The 15,115-nt window shown below is 60.2% G+C and carries 14 protein-coding genes and 3 pseudogenes; 10 read left to right on the top strand and 7 right to left on the bottom strand.

Annotated elements, in window-relative coordinates:
• Positions 1-55: 55 nt before the first annotated feature.
• Positions 56-235: pseudogene (locus BHD07_RS31860) on the top strand (IclR family transcriptional regulator domain-containing protein); the annotation flags it as partial.
• A complete protein-coding gene (locus BHD07_RS09675) occupies positions 223-594 on the top strand; it encodes an IclR family transcriptional regulator domain-containing protein (RefSeq protein ID WP_338280899.1) in 372 nt (123 codons plus the stop codon). The pseudogene BHD07_RS31860 and the gene BHD07_RS09675, both read left to right, overlap by 13 nt.
• Before the next feature lie 193 nt (positions 595-787).
• On the opposite strand, the gene BHD07_RS09670 is transcribed toward BHD07_RS09675, so the two are convergent.
• Positions 788-937, bottom strand: coding sequence for a hypothetical protein (locus BHD07_RS09670; RefSeq protein ID WP_338279536.1), 150 nt, complete (start codon positions 935-937; stop codon positions 788-790).
• A gap of 723 nt (positions 938-1,660) precedes the next feature.
• Here BHD07_RS09670 and BHD07_RS09665 point away from each other — a divergent pair.
• Positions 1,661-2,042 (top strand): annotated as a pseudogene (locus BHD07_RS09665) (amidohydrolase family protein); the annotation flags it as partial.
• Between the two features lie 82 nt (positions 2,043-2,124).
• On the opposite strand, the gene BHD07_RS09660 reads toward BHD07_RS09665, so the two are convergent.
• Positions 2,125-2,841 carry a Crp/Fnr family transcriptional regulator gene (locus tag BHD07_RS09660; RefSeq protein ID WP_102763346.1) on the bottom strand — a complete coding sequence of 239 codons (717 nt, stop codon included), beginning with the start codon at positions 2,839-2,841 and terminating at the stop codon, positions 2,125-2,127.
• Between the two features lie 275 nt (positions 2,842-3,116).
• Here BHD07_RS09660 and BHD07_RS09655 point away from each other — a divergent pair, with 275 nt between their 5' ends.
• Together BHD07_RS09655 and BHD07_RS09650 are read left to right on the top strand one after the other, a co-directional pair.
• Complete coding sequence (locus tag BHD07_RS09655) at positions 3,117-3,323, top strand: hypothetical protein (RefSeq protein ID WP_324765345.1); 207 nt, start codon at positions 3,117-3,119, stop codon at positions 3,321-3,323.
• Between the two features lie 556 nt (positions 3,324-3,879).
• A pseudogene (locus BHD07_RS09650) lies at positions 3,880-4,062 on the top strand (nuclear transport factor 2 family protein); the annotation flags it as partial.
• 277 nt (positions 4,063-4,339) lie between these two features.
• Here BHD07_RS09650 and BHD07_RS09645 read toward each other — a convergent pair.
• Positions 4,340-4,903 carry a DUF308 domain-containing protein gene (locus BHD07_RS09645; protein ID WP_324765344.1) on the bottom strand — a complete coding sequence of 188 codons (564 nt, stop codon included), beginning with the start codon at positions 4,901-4,903 and terminating at the stop codon, positions 4,340-4,342.
• Positions 4,904-5,017: 114 nt separating this feature from the next.
• Between BHD07_RS09645 and BHD07_RS09640 the strand changes: the two genes are divergently transcribed.
• Complete coding sequence (locus BHD07_RS09640; RefSeq protein WP_324765343.1) at positions 5,018-5,590, top strand: TetR/AcrR family transcriptional regulator; 573 nt, start codon at positions 5,018-5,020, stop codon at positions 5,588-5,590.
• Positions 5,591-6,069: 479 nt separating this feature from the next.
• Here BHD07_RS09640 and chrA read toward each other — a convergent pair whose 3' ends face one another.
• The 4 genes from chrA to BHD07_RS09620 form a co-directional block, all read right to left on the bottom strand.
• Positions 6,070-7,296, bottom strand: a complete 1,227-nt coding sequence (gene chrA / locus BHD07_RS09635) for a chromate efflux transporter (RefSeq protein ID WP_338279529.1) — start codon at positions 7,294-7,296, stop codon at positions 6,070-6,072.
• Entirely contained in the window at positions 7,289-7,594 is a 306-nt protein-coding gene (locus BHD07_RS09630; RefSeq protein ID WP_338279527.1) for a PadR family transcriptional regulator, read from the bottom strand. The genes chrA and BHD07_RS09630 overlap by 8 nt, the downstream gene beginning before the upstream one ends.
• Before the next feature lie 261 nt (positions 7,595-7,855).
• Complete coding sequence (locus tag BHD07_RS09625) at positions 7,856-9,766, bottom strand: PhoX family protein (protein WP_338279525.1); 1,911 nt, start codon at positions 9,764-9,766, stop codon at positions 7,856-7,858.
• A 396-nt stretch (positions 9,767-10,162) separates the two neighbouring features.
• Entirely contained in the window at positions 10,163-10,495 is a 333-nt protein-coding gene (locus BHD07_RS09620) for a hypothetical protein (protein ID WP_338279523.1), read from the bottom strand.
• Between the two features lie 237 nt (positions 10,496-10,732).
• Between BHD07_RS09620 and BHD07_RS09615 the strand changes: the two genes are divergently transcribed.
• The 4 genes from BHD07_RS09615 (at position 10,733) to BHD07_RS09600 (ending at position 15,114) form a co-directional block, all read left to right on the top strand.
• Positions 10,733-11,650: a substrate-binding domain-containing protein gene (locus BHD07_RS09615; RefSeq protein ID WP_338279521.1), complete on the top strand. Its 918-nt coding sequence runs from the start codon at positions 10,733-10,735 to the stop codon at positions 11,648-11,650.
• Entirely contained in the window at positions 11,647-13,110 is a 1,464-nt protein-coding gene (locus tag BHD07_RS09610; protein ID WP_338279519.1) for a sensor histidine kinase, read from the top strand. The genes BHD07_RS09615 and BHD07_RS09610 overlap by 4 nt, the downstream gene beginning before the upstream one ends.
• Positions 13,100-14,431, top strand: coding sequence for an arsenic response regulator transcription factor AioR (gene aioR, locus BHD07_RS09605; RefSeq protein WP_338279517.1), 1,332 nt, complete (start codon positions 13,100-13,102; stop codon positions 14,429-14,431). Before BHD07_RS09610 ends, aioR begins: the two co-directional genes overlap by 11 nt.
• A gap of 155 nt (positions 14,432-14,586) precedes the next feature.
• Complete coding sequence (locus BHD07_RS09600; protein WP_338279515.1) at positions 14,587-15,114, top strand: arsenate reductase (azurin) small subunit; 528 nt, start codon at positions 14,587-14,589, stop codon at positions 15,112-15,114.
• Position 15,115: the final 1 nt, after the last annotated feature.

Below are 15,115 nucleotides of genomic sequence, written 5' to 3'. Positions count from 1 at the left end.
TCGGCTATCACTACAGCCGGGCCAGCAGCAGCCTGGTCGAACGCGGCCCTACCTCATGCATCTCAGTAAGACGACTGAGGAGACCGTCAATCTAGCGGTTCGTGACGACACAGATATCGTCTTCGTGTCACGCTTCATGAGCCGCCACGTCCTCGACAATGACGTGATTATCGGGACGCGCCTGCTGGCTTATTGTACGGCGCCGAAAATCGCGATCCTGTCGTGCCTGCCGTCGGCGGAGGCGCATACGATCCTCTCCAAATCCAACCTGCACCCGTTCACGCTGCACACCACTGGCATCTCGACGCGCTCAGCGCCAAGCTCACGAAGTCGAAGGCGCAAGGCTACGCCACCGCCTTCGAGGAGTATTGCCACGGCGATCTTTCAGTGGCGGCCCCCATCCTCGATGCATGCGGCGCAGCCTTTGGCGCGATCAATATCGGCGTCCCGCGCAACCGGTACACGTCAGAGGAAGCGGAAGAGCGGTTTACCCCCGCTCGTAATTGCTGCCGCCCATTCCATTTCGCTGGTCAGCGGTGCTCGTCGATAAGTAGATTCGATATAATCCTCTTACCCGCACTTCCATACGTATAGGCCCCAGAAGCGGCAGGTTTTGGTTTTGCCGCGTCCGGGCACATCCGTTATGACCTCGACACCTCCGTAGAAGGGCGGAGAAAGGCGTTTACCCGAGCGGGGGTTGGAAGTCTGGGGAACTGGTGGCCCGTCACTGCGTTTGAGACCTACGGCCGCATGGCGCGACGGGGGCACTACGGAAGCGGTCGCGATTTTACTGGTAGAGGACGAGGGGCTGCTTCTGCTCGATTTCGAACAGACGCTTGTCGAGGCGGATTTGCTGTCTTGCTGTAGAGAGTGGCAACAAGGCATTGAAAATCTTGAGCAATGCATCGACCACCACACAAGGGGTCATCACCGACATGCAGTTTCAGCAGGCTCCCGATGGCTGGGATGTCGCGCGTTTCAGCCGAGAGGTCGATCCCGAAATGCCGGTCGTCTACGTGAGTGGAGACAGCGCTCCCGATTGGGCGTCGAAAGGCGTCCCCAATAGCATCATCTCGGGAAGCCGTTCGCTATGGCACAGTTGGTGGTGGCAATCTCTAAGTTGCTCAACGACAGGCATCTAGGGACGGCCGTGGCGAAACCTCCGTCTGGCAGCTAGGTGCTCTCCCGCGCTGCTCTTGTAGCTCTCCAGGTCTCGTGTCTTTGCGCCCTCGGACGCGTGCCTCGCGCAATTTCGGCTGCGCCATCAGCGGCTCGTCGATGTGTGAGACGGCCGGCCGCATACCCAGCATCAAATGCTTCGCGTGTCCGTGCCATGTCGCGGTTGCATCGGGCAACATGTCCAAGCCCTCGCCACCACTCTTCCCAAGCATCCGTCACTTGCATCTGAACCTCCCTGGCGCAGCTCAAAGGACGCCTTCTGTTGGCAGTTGAGCCGACGGGTTCGTCAGCCGAATAGCTGGCGAAATTCCCTATTCGTCGAGTTGTCCGTAAAACGAGTGTAGGTCGTCTCTGGTTGCCGTACGCTACCGGACGAAGTTCAGCTTAGTGGGGCCCATCATGCGTCGGTGTTCTATTTCTGGTTGTCTTTAGGCGGCGCCGGTGAAATCTTAAATGGCAGAAGGGTTTTTGATAATGACGTGGCGATTTCCGCCAGCTCACCGACCTGCGAAGGAGCACCGGCGGCCTGCTCACCCCGATGGAGACGAGCGGGGGTGCCATGGTCGTGGACGGCCCCGACGAGGTGCGTTTGCACGTCCGCGAGCAGTCCATGCAAGGGGTCGTTCTGATCAAACTACGGCGGGCGGCGGGTGTCTTCACCCTTCAGCCCGCTCGACGTCACCACCTTTACCGAGCCAGAATTGCGGGCCGCCGTGGAAATTGCCGAGAATTGGGGCACCTATGTCGCCGCGCACGCTCTCACTCCGGATGCGATCCGGAAGGCTATCGCTGCTGGTGTGAAGTGCATCGAACACGGCTTCCTCATGGACGGGGCCACCGCCAAGCTGATCGCCGAGAAGGACTTCGCCTTTTTCTCGACACCCTGCGGCCCGCGACGGCAGCATTGTTTGTACCAGGGCGGGCTGGATGCGTATTTTTGCGGGTTCAGAAGAGCGCAGTCATAAGTCGATGGTATTCCGCCTCCGGCTTGCCATAGGCGTCCCGGGCGAACTCTTCGAGGGCCTGCCTGTTCCGGATAATGATGTTGCCCCTGTTCGAGCGAATAAAACCGTAGCCTTCAAGGACGTGGAGCGACGTTGTGACGCTTGGACGGCGAACCGCAAGCATCAGCGAAATGAACTCGTGCGTCAGCGGAATCTCGTCGCCTGGTACACGGTCGTGACACATCAGAAGCCATCTGGCCAATCTCTCGTCCACCCCGTGCAACGCGTTCGAAACCGCAGTGTAGGTAAGCTGAATCGAGAAGGCCTCAATGCATCGGATCATCACTCGGGCGAAATTCCGGTTAAGATCCATCCACTTCCGGAATGCGCTGAACTCCATCCGGTAGCCGTCTCCTTCGATCTGCATGATGATGTCGTGGACGCTGAGCTCTACACCCATCGCAGCAGAAGTCGGAATGTAACCTTCACTTCCGAAGATACCCGCCTCCGCTTTGTTACCCTCAGGCGTCGAGGCGACCAGGGAGCCAATCCCGGACGTGAGATAATAAACATGGTCTATGGGGGCGCCGGCTGTAGCGATCAGAGCGCCTCTAGCCACTTTGACATAGTCGAGGTCAGGCGCAACCTGGTTATAGTCAACCTCCGGAAGCAGGTCCAGCAACTGGTTGTTAACCGAAGCTTGGGGTGGAATCGCCATTGCCTTCCCCTCATTGGGAGCCGGAGCACCGCGGCTCTGTCGGCCGCTTTCTGCCAAGGATTGCGGATCGGTGTTACATGACTCTAGCATGCCGGCTGCCCATCGACTATGTGCAAGCCAGCATGGTTCGGAAGGACAGTCTTCTCCAATTCCGCGGTGATTGTACGGTTCCAGACCCTTTGTCCTTGAGGCGCAGTATTGACTCGCCATGTACACCAAGACGCGTAGACTTTCCCCCGGCACCGAGGCGATCGCGAGGCCCGGGAGGAGAGCTAATGAGACACCAACGAGTATGCACCCTTGATCCACTAGGGCCTGACGAGCTCAAGTTGATCGAGGGCATTTTCCGTCGCGAACTGCAATTGCGGGCATTGCCACTGAATTCCGAGGAGGCTGCAATACTCGCAGCGAGGCTGATCGGTGCCTATCAGTCCGGAATACGCGACGCTGCAGGCTTGACCGCGGCGGCGGAACGTATGTGATGGGCAGCACCTCCCGATCACCTTGGAGCGCACCTGCGCGCCTGCGTATTCACAAGCGTTGCAGGTTACCTGTCCTTCGTTCAATCTGTGCAAGTGCTTTTTACGTCCGTTTTCAACGCCCACGGGACATTCCGGTCACTGATGGCCGGATGCCTGCAAGGACTCAAGGGAGCTGTTCTTCACGAGCCAGCGCCTCGACTGCGACGGCAGGGACGGACGCCAGGGCACCCCGACCTCAACGGCTTCGGCGCGGACGGCTGGATGTTCTTGTGGCTTCAAGACGGCGCCGCGTCGCCCGCGCCGTGCAGGTAGGATTCGTTGCCAATTTCGAGGCGATGGTGGCGCTATAAAGCGATAATCTGGATGAGATCACGTCTCACCCTGTTTGTCGCGCTGCAGGGCGCCGCCCATTCTGCTGCGATGGCAGCGGGAGTGCATGAGCTTCACCCTCCGGGCTCTCAGCTCCAGATCCTCGCTACTACGCGGCCCCGGTCACCGACCCCGACGGATACACGCTTGAGTTCGTCTACAGGAGCTGGCAGCACGGAGGTAAGGCATGACCACCAACCAGCCTTATAGACATGTGGTCGAGCCGCTAATCCGCGCTACCAATTCTTTCGACGCCCAGGCGGCACTGCACCTGTTCGCTCACGACGCCGTCATCGACGATCCGTCGACCCGGGAGCGGTTCGAGGGCCACGCAGGCGTTCGTGACTACATGGACCGGTTCTTCGTCGGGTCCCGCACCGCCACTAAGCTTCTTTCGCTTGAAGAATTGAAGGCGGCCGGGATCCGTGCCCGCGTCGATTTCACCGGAGATTTCCGCCCCGAGATCGGTCGGCTCAATGTCCCACCGGCCCCGACGGCCTCATCGCATGCATCGACGCTGATCCCGAGTAATCGGTGGATCCTCAAGACACGGGAACAACATTACGACGAAACTGATGATCTATGCGCCGCCGACTACACGGGCGAGGCGGGGAGGGACGCCGTTCCTCCGCAGCCTCATCACCTTCTCAGGCTGGGTTCCTCCGCCCACGATAGGCCGCAACAGTCAGCGCTATTGCCGAGACCAGGAAGTAGAAGGCGCCGAAAGCGGCATAAGGAGCGACGTCAAGAATGGTCGGCGGCATGGAACCGAGCGACTGCTTGATCATGAAGCCGCCTGCCAGCATTGACTGCGCGCCGCTCAGGATCATCGCCCACTGCGCTCCAACTGACCGCCAGCGCCGGATGCCGGTGTAGAGCTGAAGAAGTCCGGACAGGATCGCCCAGATGCCGAAGGCTGCCAGAACAGCGTACGTGTCTTTCATCACGGCAAAGAGAACGATGATCGCCATGACTGAACTGGCAAAGACGTTGAGCATCTGTGACCTGTTGGCGGCGAGGCCGCCGTGGGCTCTGGCGTCGACGAGGTTCGCGAGCGCATCCCATGCGGGGTAGATGACGAGAAGCAAGGAGGCGACAGGGGACAAGCTTGCTGCCGAAGTGGCCGCGATCACCCAGAAGATCGAGAAGCCAGCACGGGCATAGTAGTAGGAGCGCAGCCACGTCGACTGCGGTTTAGTTTGGTGATGCATTGGATGCTCCTTGAGATCGAACGATCTACCTACTACTTGGTAGGCCCGTGCACGGTCAATTCACGAAGTCGCGATGTATTTGACGATCATCCTACCAGAAGGTAGATACCGAACATGGAGCTCAGTACCTCGGAAAAAATCCTCGATGTCGCGCAGTCTCTTGTCGTCGTCGGGGGATACAACGGATTCAGCTATGCGGACATTTCCGACGCGATCGGGATTCGGAAGGCCAGCATCCACCACCATTTCCCAACCAAGGCGGCGCTCGTCGCCGTCCTAGTCGAACGCTATGTAGGTCGTGCCAAAGACGGGCTGAACTCGCTTCGAAACAATGTCGCGGACCCCGCCAACCAACTCGAAGCCTATCTCGATTACTGGCAGAAGTGCGTCCTCGACGCCTCGCAGCCCTTCTGTGTCTGCGCAATGTTGGCGAGCGAGATGCAGATGCTCCCGGACGAGGTTGCCGGGCTGGTTCGGCGTCACTTTCAGAACCTGATGGAGTGGCTGGCATCGGTTCTAAGCGATGGGGAAAAGCAAGGCTCGTTTCGACTAGACGCTTCGCCGGAGCAGGAGGCCCAAATCATGATGGCCATTGTGCATGGAGCCCTGCTATCGGCCCGCGCCGCCGGGCAGCCTCGAATTTTCTCGTCAATCGTGGGTCCTCATGTGGCTCGCCTCCGCAGCTAGTCGTTCATGGCGAAGGGCGGTGTGCAGGATCGCGTTGTGATACCTGCTCGAGTCTTGGTAGAGCCGGCGCGGCGCGGCCTGTCGGTGGCCCTTATCGAAAGAGGATATGTCGGTTGCGAACAGTCCAGCCGGAACTGGGGCTGGTGCCGTCGGCAGAACCGCGAGGCAAGCCATTGTTTTCATCGCTTGAAAATAGAACATACAACTACAAATTGTAAAATCAGATAACGCATATTATGGAACTTAAGTCATTGATTTACATGTAAATCCCTTAATTCCCCTGTGCGTACTTAGCGAGTTCAGGATCTCGTTGCATGTCTGCAGGTATCCAAACACCCGCCGCTCGATAACCCGGAAGAATATAGATGCTCGTCCGTCGCCGGCGATGAGCGTGGCGACTGCAGCCACAGGGGTAACGGCCTATGCGCCGGCGAAAAAGCCAGCTGCGGCAGGAATCCAGCATGCCGGATCATCACCAGTTAGGCGAGCCCGATGAGCACACCGCCCATCGCGGAAACAAGAACGACGATCCACGGCGGGCATTTCCAGACTATGAGGAGAACGAAGCAGGTCAGCGCCAGCGCAAATTCGTACGGGCCGACGATCGCGCTCGTCCAGACCGGCTGGTAAAGAGCGGCACCAAGGATCCCAACGACGGCTGCATTTGCGCCGCGCATCAGCGCCTGCGCGGTCGGCCGCGCGCGAAACGCGTCCCAAAACGGAAGGACGCCGATCAGCAACAGAAAGCCTGGCAGAAAGACGGCGATCAGGGCAATGGTTGCGCCGAAAAGCCCATTGGGTTCGGGGGCAAGCACTGCGCCGAGATAGGCGGCGAAGGTGAAGAGTGGGCCGGGCACGGCCTGCGCAGCGCCGTAACCCGCCAAGAACTGATCGGCGGTCACCCAACCGGGCTGGATGACCTCGGCTTCCAGCAGTGGCAGCACAACGTGGCCGCCGCCGAAGACGAGCGATCCGGCGCGGAAGAAGGAATCGAAAACCGCCAAGCCCTGCAACGAAGTTGCTGCCACGATGATGGGCAGACCCAAAAGCAGAACAAAGAATAGCGTGAGGGCGATTGCACCCCCAGCACGTGACACGGGAAAGCTGACATGACCCGTGATTGCATCGCTCTTGGACCGGCAAAGCCACAATCCGGCAAGCCCCCCAAAGACGATAGCTGCGACCTGACCGATCGAGCCGGAAGCGAGGATCACAATCAGAACCGCTGCGAGCGCAATACTGGCGCGTTCCTTATCAGGGCAGAGGTTTTTGGCCATACCCAAGACGGCCTGCGCGACGATGGCGACGGCGACCACCTTCAGCCCATGGATGATGCCGGAGCCGATCGGCCCGCCGAAAGCGGCCGCCCCCAGCGCAAACAGTACCAGCAAGAGCGCCGAAGGAAGCGTGAATGCGGTCCATGCGGCCGCGGCCCCTAGCGGGCCACCACGGAGCAGCCCAAGGGCAAAGCCGACCTGGCTCGACGCCGGGCCGGGGAGGAACTGACACAGTGCTACGAGGTCTGCATAGCCTTTATCATCGAGCCAGCGCCGGCGCACGACCAGCTCATCGCGAAAATAGCCGAGATGCGCGATCGGACCACCAAATGAGGTTAGCCCGAGTTTCAGAAAGGCCGCAAAGACTTCACCCGCATTTCCTCTTGAATTACATTTGCGTGCAGCCGCGTCGAGCGTTGTTTCATTCATGGATCATTGCCTCGCCCGTAAATTCCCGAACCCGTTTCTTCGCCAACACCGGTCCCTCACGTCCCAGATCGGTGATGCGGTAGAGCTTGCGCACGGATCGCCCGTGTCGCTCCTCGCGGCAGGTCAGATAGCCGTCGCGCTGCATCTCGTGTAGCATGGGATAGAGCGTGCCCGGCGAAAACCGATAGCCGTGATGGTCCAGCTCTTCGATCATCCACTGCCCATAGATTTCCTGCTCGGACGCATGGTGGAGCACATGCAGCCTCACCAGTCCCGAGAGCAGATCGCGGTGTTCCATCGCTTTTTGCCTGTCGAAAACGTAATGAACTTCGATATCGGCTATAGCGGCAGCTTCCAATAGGAGTATGACGGCGCAGGCGTTAGCCCCCGTCTTCTGCTTTCACAATCATGTGGTCGAACGTGGCGTCCCCCGCCCCTCCACGCGTCGCAAACGCCGCGCACTCTGGTTCTTCTGCTCATAATGGTCGAATGCTATGGCATCCGCGTTCATCAAGAGGCGCCGAACCCGGCGCCTCAACCGATTAGTCGTCTCATCCGGTTAGCCGATAACCGCGTTGCCTTCGCGCTTGATGGCAACGACGGTCGAGCGTGGGAGCTTGCCTGCTCCGTCCGGGAAGGGTGCGTCTGGATGTTGGATGCCGACGAACATGGTGCGTTTGTCGGCTGACCAGGTCAGCCCGGTGACTTCCGCGCCCTTCGGGCCAGTGAGAAAACGTTCAATGCGGCCGGTTGCCGGATCACCGGCCAGCATCTGGTTGTTGCCTTGGCCCGCGAAATCACCTTCGTTGGTGTCCTCACCGTCGGTCTGGATCCAGAGAAGCCCCGTTGAGTCGAAAATCATGCCGTCGGGAGAATTGAACATGTTGCCGGAGTTGATGTTGGATGAGCCGGCGTAGGTATCCTTATGCACGTCGGGGTTGCCGGCCATGCAGAAGAGGTCCCATTTGAACTTGCCGTTTGCGTGATCCTCGTTTTCGGGATACCAGCGAACGATCTGGCCGTACTCGTTCTTCTCGCGTGGGTTGGTGGCGTTCACGCTCATCTCGTCGCCACCGGCATTAGTCTGCAGCTTGCCGTCCTTCACTTCCCCACGGCGGCTGTTATTCGTCAGCGCGCAATAGGCTTCGATAGCGACCGGATTGATGGCAACCCATTCTGGGCGGTCCATGGTGGTCGCGCCAACCTTGGAGGCGGCCTGGCGGGTGAAGACGCAAATCTCGTCCATCTTCATACCGGTCGTTTCCGGCGTCAGTGCCAGCCACTCGCCAGTACCGTCGTCGGAGAACTTAGCGACGTGGAGTGTGCCTTCATCGAGCAGCCTGGAGGTGTCGCCGCCCGGAACATAGATGCCGTTCGAGACATACTTGTAAAGGAATTCGCCGCGCTCGTCGTCTCCCATGTAGACCACGACGCGACCGTCGCGGGCGACAACCACAGCGGCGTTCTCGTGCTTTATGCGGCCCAGCGCGGTGCGCTTGATCGGAGTGGAGTTGGGGTCGGAAGGATCGATTTCGACGACATATCCGGCGCGGCGCGGCTCGTTGGGGTTCTTCGCCACGTCGAAGCGCTCGTCGAATTTCTCATAGGCATAGCGCGTCTCGGCCGCGATCCCATAGCGCTTGTAATCGTCCGGGAGCGTGAAATTCGTGTCCGTGGTGCCGAAATAGCCGTTAAAATTCTCTTCGCAGGTGAGATACGTGCCCCAAGGCGTCTTGCCGGCGCCGCAGTTGTTAAAGGTCCCGAGACAGTCGACACCGCTCGGATCGGCGGCGGTCTTGACGAGGTCGGAACCAGCGGCGGGGCCGGAGAGCTTCATCGGTGTATTGTGGTGGATTCGGCGGTTTAGCGGGCTATCGAGTACGACCTCCCAGCCCGTATCGCTTTCCGCCACTTCCATGACGGTAACGCCCTGCATGTTTTGGAGGATTTTCACGTCGTCGGCGCTTTTCGGCATGCCCTTGTCGTTGTTGGGCAGATTGACTTCCGTGTTCACATATTCGTGATTGACGGCAATGACCTGACGGTCGCCGACGACGAAGAGTTCCATTCCGTCTGTATTCTCACCGAAGACCTTGTCGGAATTCGCAATGCTGACGCCGGTGGCCGCATCAACATCCGGCACGTTCGAGAAGAGCGGCTGGCCCCATTTGACGAGCGGCTTCCATGAATAGCCTTCCGGGACGTGAACCGTGCCGTCCGTCGCGATCGGGACCGGCTTGAAGGGGAAGCGGGACGTCGCTTCCTGCGCCTGCGCCGAGGTGGAGCTGATCAGGTTGCCAAGCGTGCCCATCGCCGCGGCGGCAGAGCCGAATGCCAGCACGCCGCCGATGAACCCGCGGCGTGAGATCGCCGAATCGACGACTCGATCGAAATCGGTTTCGGCCGGTGGCGGGTTGTGAAGTTCGTCCCATTCGTCCCAGGACAGCTTCGTCTTGTCGATATCGCTCATGGCGCCTCTCCATCAATTTTGGACACTTCGAGAAGGCCATGTAGCGTCACCGAATTACATTCAGATGACACAGAAGAGCGTCAATGATTCCAACTGGGTCTTCCCAGACGCGCGGCGGCGGCTGCCACTCATTTATGGTGCCAAGACCTCGCATGCGGACGCCGGCAGGGACCGGGCTCAATGATCGATGGTCACTGCGAATGAAGACGACCCGACACGCGGTAGAAGCATTAATGTATTCACGAACAAACAGGTCACCATTGTGAGCAGCCGCACGTCGCGGGCTGCCCGCCATATCTGCATCGGAGATAGAGCCTCAGAGTGTGGCAGAAGCTCCGGACCATGAGGTAAGAGCTGCAGGAGAGCATTGCTGGCAGGCGATGTCGCCAGACAATCCTATTCCCATCCCCCAGCAGCGAGCCACAACACTCCGCAGGCTGCAACTGTCGCCGGTGCAAGCTTGATGCAGGTGTGGATGGAAGGCAGCAGCCGCACATCCTTGGCGCCGGGAGGGTTGGCAGCGTATAGTCCGAAGGCGGACCACGCCGTCAGGAACACCACCGCGCCCGCCTGCGCACCGACCTCGAGATCGTCAACAGCCCAGATACCCAGAGTAATGGCTGCCATAAGAGCGATCAGACCAGCCGCGCCGACGATCACGCCTCCCTCTTCACCTCGCCTCGGATCTAGATCCCTCCTCCGGCGCATTCCTTTCGGAAGCCAGTTCATCCGTTCCTCCTTCGGACCAGATCGCTTGCTTGCGCAGTTTCCTCACCGCAGTCGTCACCTTTAACTTGGTCCGGCATGGCGTTTTCGTGTTCCATATGTCGAGAATACTGGAAATGTAGACAGCGGCAAGTCCCGGTGCTAACTCTTTGTGAATTGCGACGAAGGAGGTAGCCTCGTCGGGGGATGACTTCCGTTGGAGGCGGAAGGGTACTGTGCGTCGATGCCGGAGGAGGAAGGATGGCCGAAGACAGCAACGAGCCCCCTCGCAAGTCAGGCAAGTGCGCCTGGCCCTTGACCAGGCGTGTGCTTCTCGGCGGCGCGCTATCATTGACGGCAACGCATGTGCTTGCCGAATCGGCGGAAGGGGGACGCGGAACCGATATTCTGCGCTTCGGTCTGACGCCGGTGTTTCTGTCGAACGACCTGGATGTGCTGGACGAGCTTCAGACGTTTTTGTCACGAAAGACCGGCCGCGACGTGCAACTCGTAACCCAGCGGACGTACCAGGAGGTGACTGCCCTCCTGGTGGCAGGAAGCCTGGAGGCCGCTTGGATTTGCGGTTATCCCTTCCGTAAATTCCGCGACGAACTGACCCTTGTGGCGACGCCGCTCTGGCGGGGCCGGCCGCTCTACCAGTCCTATCTGATCGTCGGTGAAGAGCGCGGAGCTACGTCGCTCGAGGATTGCAGGGGAGACATCCATGCCTTCTCGGATCCCGACTCGAACTCCGGATATCTGGTTACGAAGGCTTATCTCGCCGAGCGGCATCTGAACGAGGCGTCTTTCTTCCGCCGAACATTCTTCACCTACGGCCATCGCAACGTGATCAGGGCGGTTGCTTCCGGACTGGCGAACTCCGGAAGCGTCGACGGCTATGTTTGGGAGGTGATGCGGAACATAGAGCCGGAACTGGTCACGCGAACGAAGGTCCTCGTCAAGTCTTCCTGGCACGGCTTCCCTCCTGTCGCAGCGCCGGCGAAGCTCAAGGGAACGACAGTCCTGGAAAGCCTGCGGTCTGCTTTTCTCGACATCGCGTCGGATCCGGTCGGCCGCTCGGTGCTGCAACGGCTGCAACTGGATGGCTTCGTGGATGCGCCCCCTTCGACCTTCGACAGCATAGCCGCCAATATCGATCTCGTTCGGAGGCTAGGATGAGACTTCTCCGGCAGTTGCAGCGCATTCCCCTGATCTTCCGGGTTCCGGCGCTGGTCGCAACCCTCATGGTCGTCATCAGCGTCATAATTTCGGAACGCGTGCTGAGCAGGCTTCACGAAACCCAGGAGCAGCACCTGTCGGGGGTGGTGGGCACCTATCTGGATGGGCTTTCGACCGCACTCATTCCCCCGGTTCTCCGGGACGACGTCTGGGAAACCTACGACATCCTCGACAGGACGCGCTCCGTCTACCGCGCCCTTTCGCCGCTGGAGACGATCGTGACGGGGCGCGATGGAAGGGTGCTTGCCTCAAGCAATCCTAGATCGGTCGCTCCCTTGGCCGAGCTGCCCGAGCAATACGCGGATCGTCCCCCGTCGAGCAATGGTGTGCAGATCGACTGGGGCAAGCACACCGGTTTCGGTAAACGAGCGCTTGTCTATCAGGGCAAAACAGTCGGAGCGGTCCATGCATCCTTCGACATCTCCCACCTGATAGCCGAACGCCGCCAGGTGTTGAACACGTTGCTGGCCACGAACGCAGCGCTTGCTATCGTGTTCGCAAGTGTCGGATACGCACTCACCAGGCGCATGGTGCAGCCCGTGAAGACTCTGGCCGACCACATGCGGTCCGGTGCCAACGCTGCTCCGCGTCCCATCGCGTTGGAAGAGTTCCCGAGGCGAGAGGGTGAATTCGCCGACCTGTTTCACGGGTTCAACGCGCTCGTAGAAGCCGAGGCGGAACGGAGGACGCTCACCATTAAGCTTGCGGAGGAGGAGAAGCTCGCGAGCCTCGGTAGGCTTGCCTCCAGCATGGCTCATGAGATCAATAACCCACTAGGTGGACTCTTCAACTGCATCGACACGCTGAAGAGCCATGGGACGGACGGAAGCGTCAGGGAAAGCAGCCTAGCCCTGCTCGAGCGCGGCCTCGTAGGAATCCGGGATGTTGTGCGCGCCGCCTTGGCTACGTACAGAGCCGACCGCACGGGCCGGCCGCTGACCTTGGACGACCTCAACGACGTGCGTCTGCTGGTTGGTCCCGAGATTGCTCGGCGGCGGCAGACGCTCGTCTGGGGCCGATGTCCCGAGTCGGCCTCGCTTGCCGCACTTTCCGGCGTCGCGGTCAGGCAGGCACTTCTCAATCTCGTTCTGAATGCCAGCGCCGCTTCCGGCGATGGGGGAAACGTCACCGTACAGACGCGGATCGACCACGAGGCGAACGTACTTGTGCTCACCGTCGGAGACTCCGGACCTGGATTGCAGAAACCCGCCCTCGACGTGCTCACGTCGGCTGATCCTGGCCCGGCGAACCGCACGGGCGGTCTCGGATTGTGGATGGTCAGGAAGATGGTGGACGAGGCTAGAGGACTGATCAGGATAGGTCAAAACGGCGGTACCGGAGCGTTGATAGAGCTGCAATTGCCGCTGGATAGTATGTTGGAGGTTGGCCATGCCGCGTGACACGGGACGGATTGGGCTGCTCGAGGACGATCCCATTATGGGCGAGTCACTCGTGCAGCGCCTCTCGCTCGAAGGGTACAAGGTACAGTGGTGGACGCGAGGAGAGCAGGCTTTGCGCGAACTCTCCAGTCATGCGGGTGAATTCGATCTGGTGGTCTGCGATATCCGCTTGCCAGATATGGATGGCGAAGACGTCTTCCGTCAGAGCTCCCGCGAAGCCTCGACACCGTTCCTCTTCATGTCGGGCTTTGGTGACATCGATCAGGCGGTCCGCCTCATGCGAAGCGGTGCCGTAGACTTCATCACCAAGCCCTTCGACATGGCCGGTTTGCTTGACCGCATCGCTACGAGCCTGAGATTCGCCCCCAGTGCTCCCGTCGAAGCGGAGCTGGGCATCTCTCCTTTCATGCGGAACGTGGAGATGGTGCTCGGACGGTATGCGGCGCACACGCTGCCCGTCCTCATCCAGGGCGAAACTGGAACGGGCAAGGAGATCTGTGCACGGTATCTCCACCAGATTTCTCCGCGGGCGGCGTCGCCGTTCATGGCCGTGAACTGCGCTGCGATCCCGTCGGAACTGCTGGAGAGCGAACTGTTCGGTCATGAGAAGGGGTCATTTACCGGGGCGCATCAGCTTCATCGTGGCTATGCAGAGCGCGCTGGCGACGGCGTCCTCTTTCTGGACGAGATCGGCGACATGCCCCTCCCCCTGCAGGCAAAGCTGCTGCGGCTGATCGAAGACGGCCACTTCCACCGTCTCGGAAGTGAGAAGCCAATCCCCTTCAAGGCGCGCATAGTTTGCGCCACCCACCAAGAGGTCGAGGGCGAGCGCGGCACTGGTTTTCGCCAAGACCTTTACTTCCGGCTCTCCGCCCTGCCGCTCACGCTAATGCCGCTGCGTGACCGGCCCGAGGACATCCTCTGGCTGGCCGGGCGTTTCTTGGACGAGATTACCGAGTCGCGCGAGACGCCCGTGCGCGGCATCAGCGCGCTGGCAGAGGATGCAATGCTGGAACACGCATGGCCGGGCAACGCCCGTGAGCTCCGAAATCGTCTCGAGAGGGCGGCCGCGCTTTCCGAAAACACGCTGCTGATGCCGGTCGACCTCTTCCCGGAAAGGCGGTCCAGCCTAGCCGCCTCCCCAGTTGAAACGCTCTCTGCGGCGCGCGACGCCGCGGAGCGCAGGCAGATCCTGAAGGCGCTGAGCATGACGAATGGCCAGATATTACAGGCGGCGCGGCAGCTTGGCGTCTCCAGGACGACGCTTTGGGAAAAGATGACGCGCTTCGGAATCGAAGGCGGCGCCCGTTCGGAAAACTGAACCTCAGCGCACTGATATGTCCGGATTTCCGGACGACACACGGCTGCTGACCCAGCAAAGGGCGGCGGGGACCGCGAGATTTTGGGCCTTTCGCCGGATGGCACGTCACTTGCAATCGAATTCATGACGTGAACATCCGAAAAAGGGAGGCTTGAATGTCACGCTGTCGAAACATGGTCGATATTGGCCGGAGGCAGTTCCTGCGGGGTAGCGCGCTTGCCGCCGCAAGCGCGACGGTTGCCGCCGCCGGAGCAGGAATGCCACAGGCGCAGGCGGCCGTGCCGTCCGCCAGAGTGGATTATCCGTCGAACCGCTTGGCCAACGTCTCGGAACTCGCGCTGAACGAGCCGCTCGATGTCACCTATCCAGACGAAGACGCGGCAGGCGTCCTGCTGAAGCTCGGCACACGGGTAGAAGGCGGCGTCGGACCTGACGGCGATATCGTCGGGTTCTCGACCATCTGTCCGCACAAGGGTTTTCCTCTGAGCTATTCCGCGGACCAGAGGACCTTCAACTGCCCCGGACACTATTCAGTGTTCGATCCCGAAAAGGGCGGACAGCAGGTCTGGGGACAATCGACCCAGAACCTACCGCAGTACGTCCTGCGTGTCGCCGACAACGGCGACATCTTTGCCGAGGGGGTAGATGAACTGCTCTACGGCCGCCTGTCCAACGTGCTCTGAG

The organism is Sinorhizobium sp. KGO-5 (assembly GCF_036245905.1).
Lineage (GTDB): Bacteria > Pseudomonadota > Alphaproteobacteria > Rhizobiales > Rhizobiaceae > Sinorhizobium > Sinorhizobium meliloti_A.
This window is presented reverse-complemented; position numbering and strand designations above follow the sequence as displayed.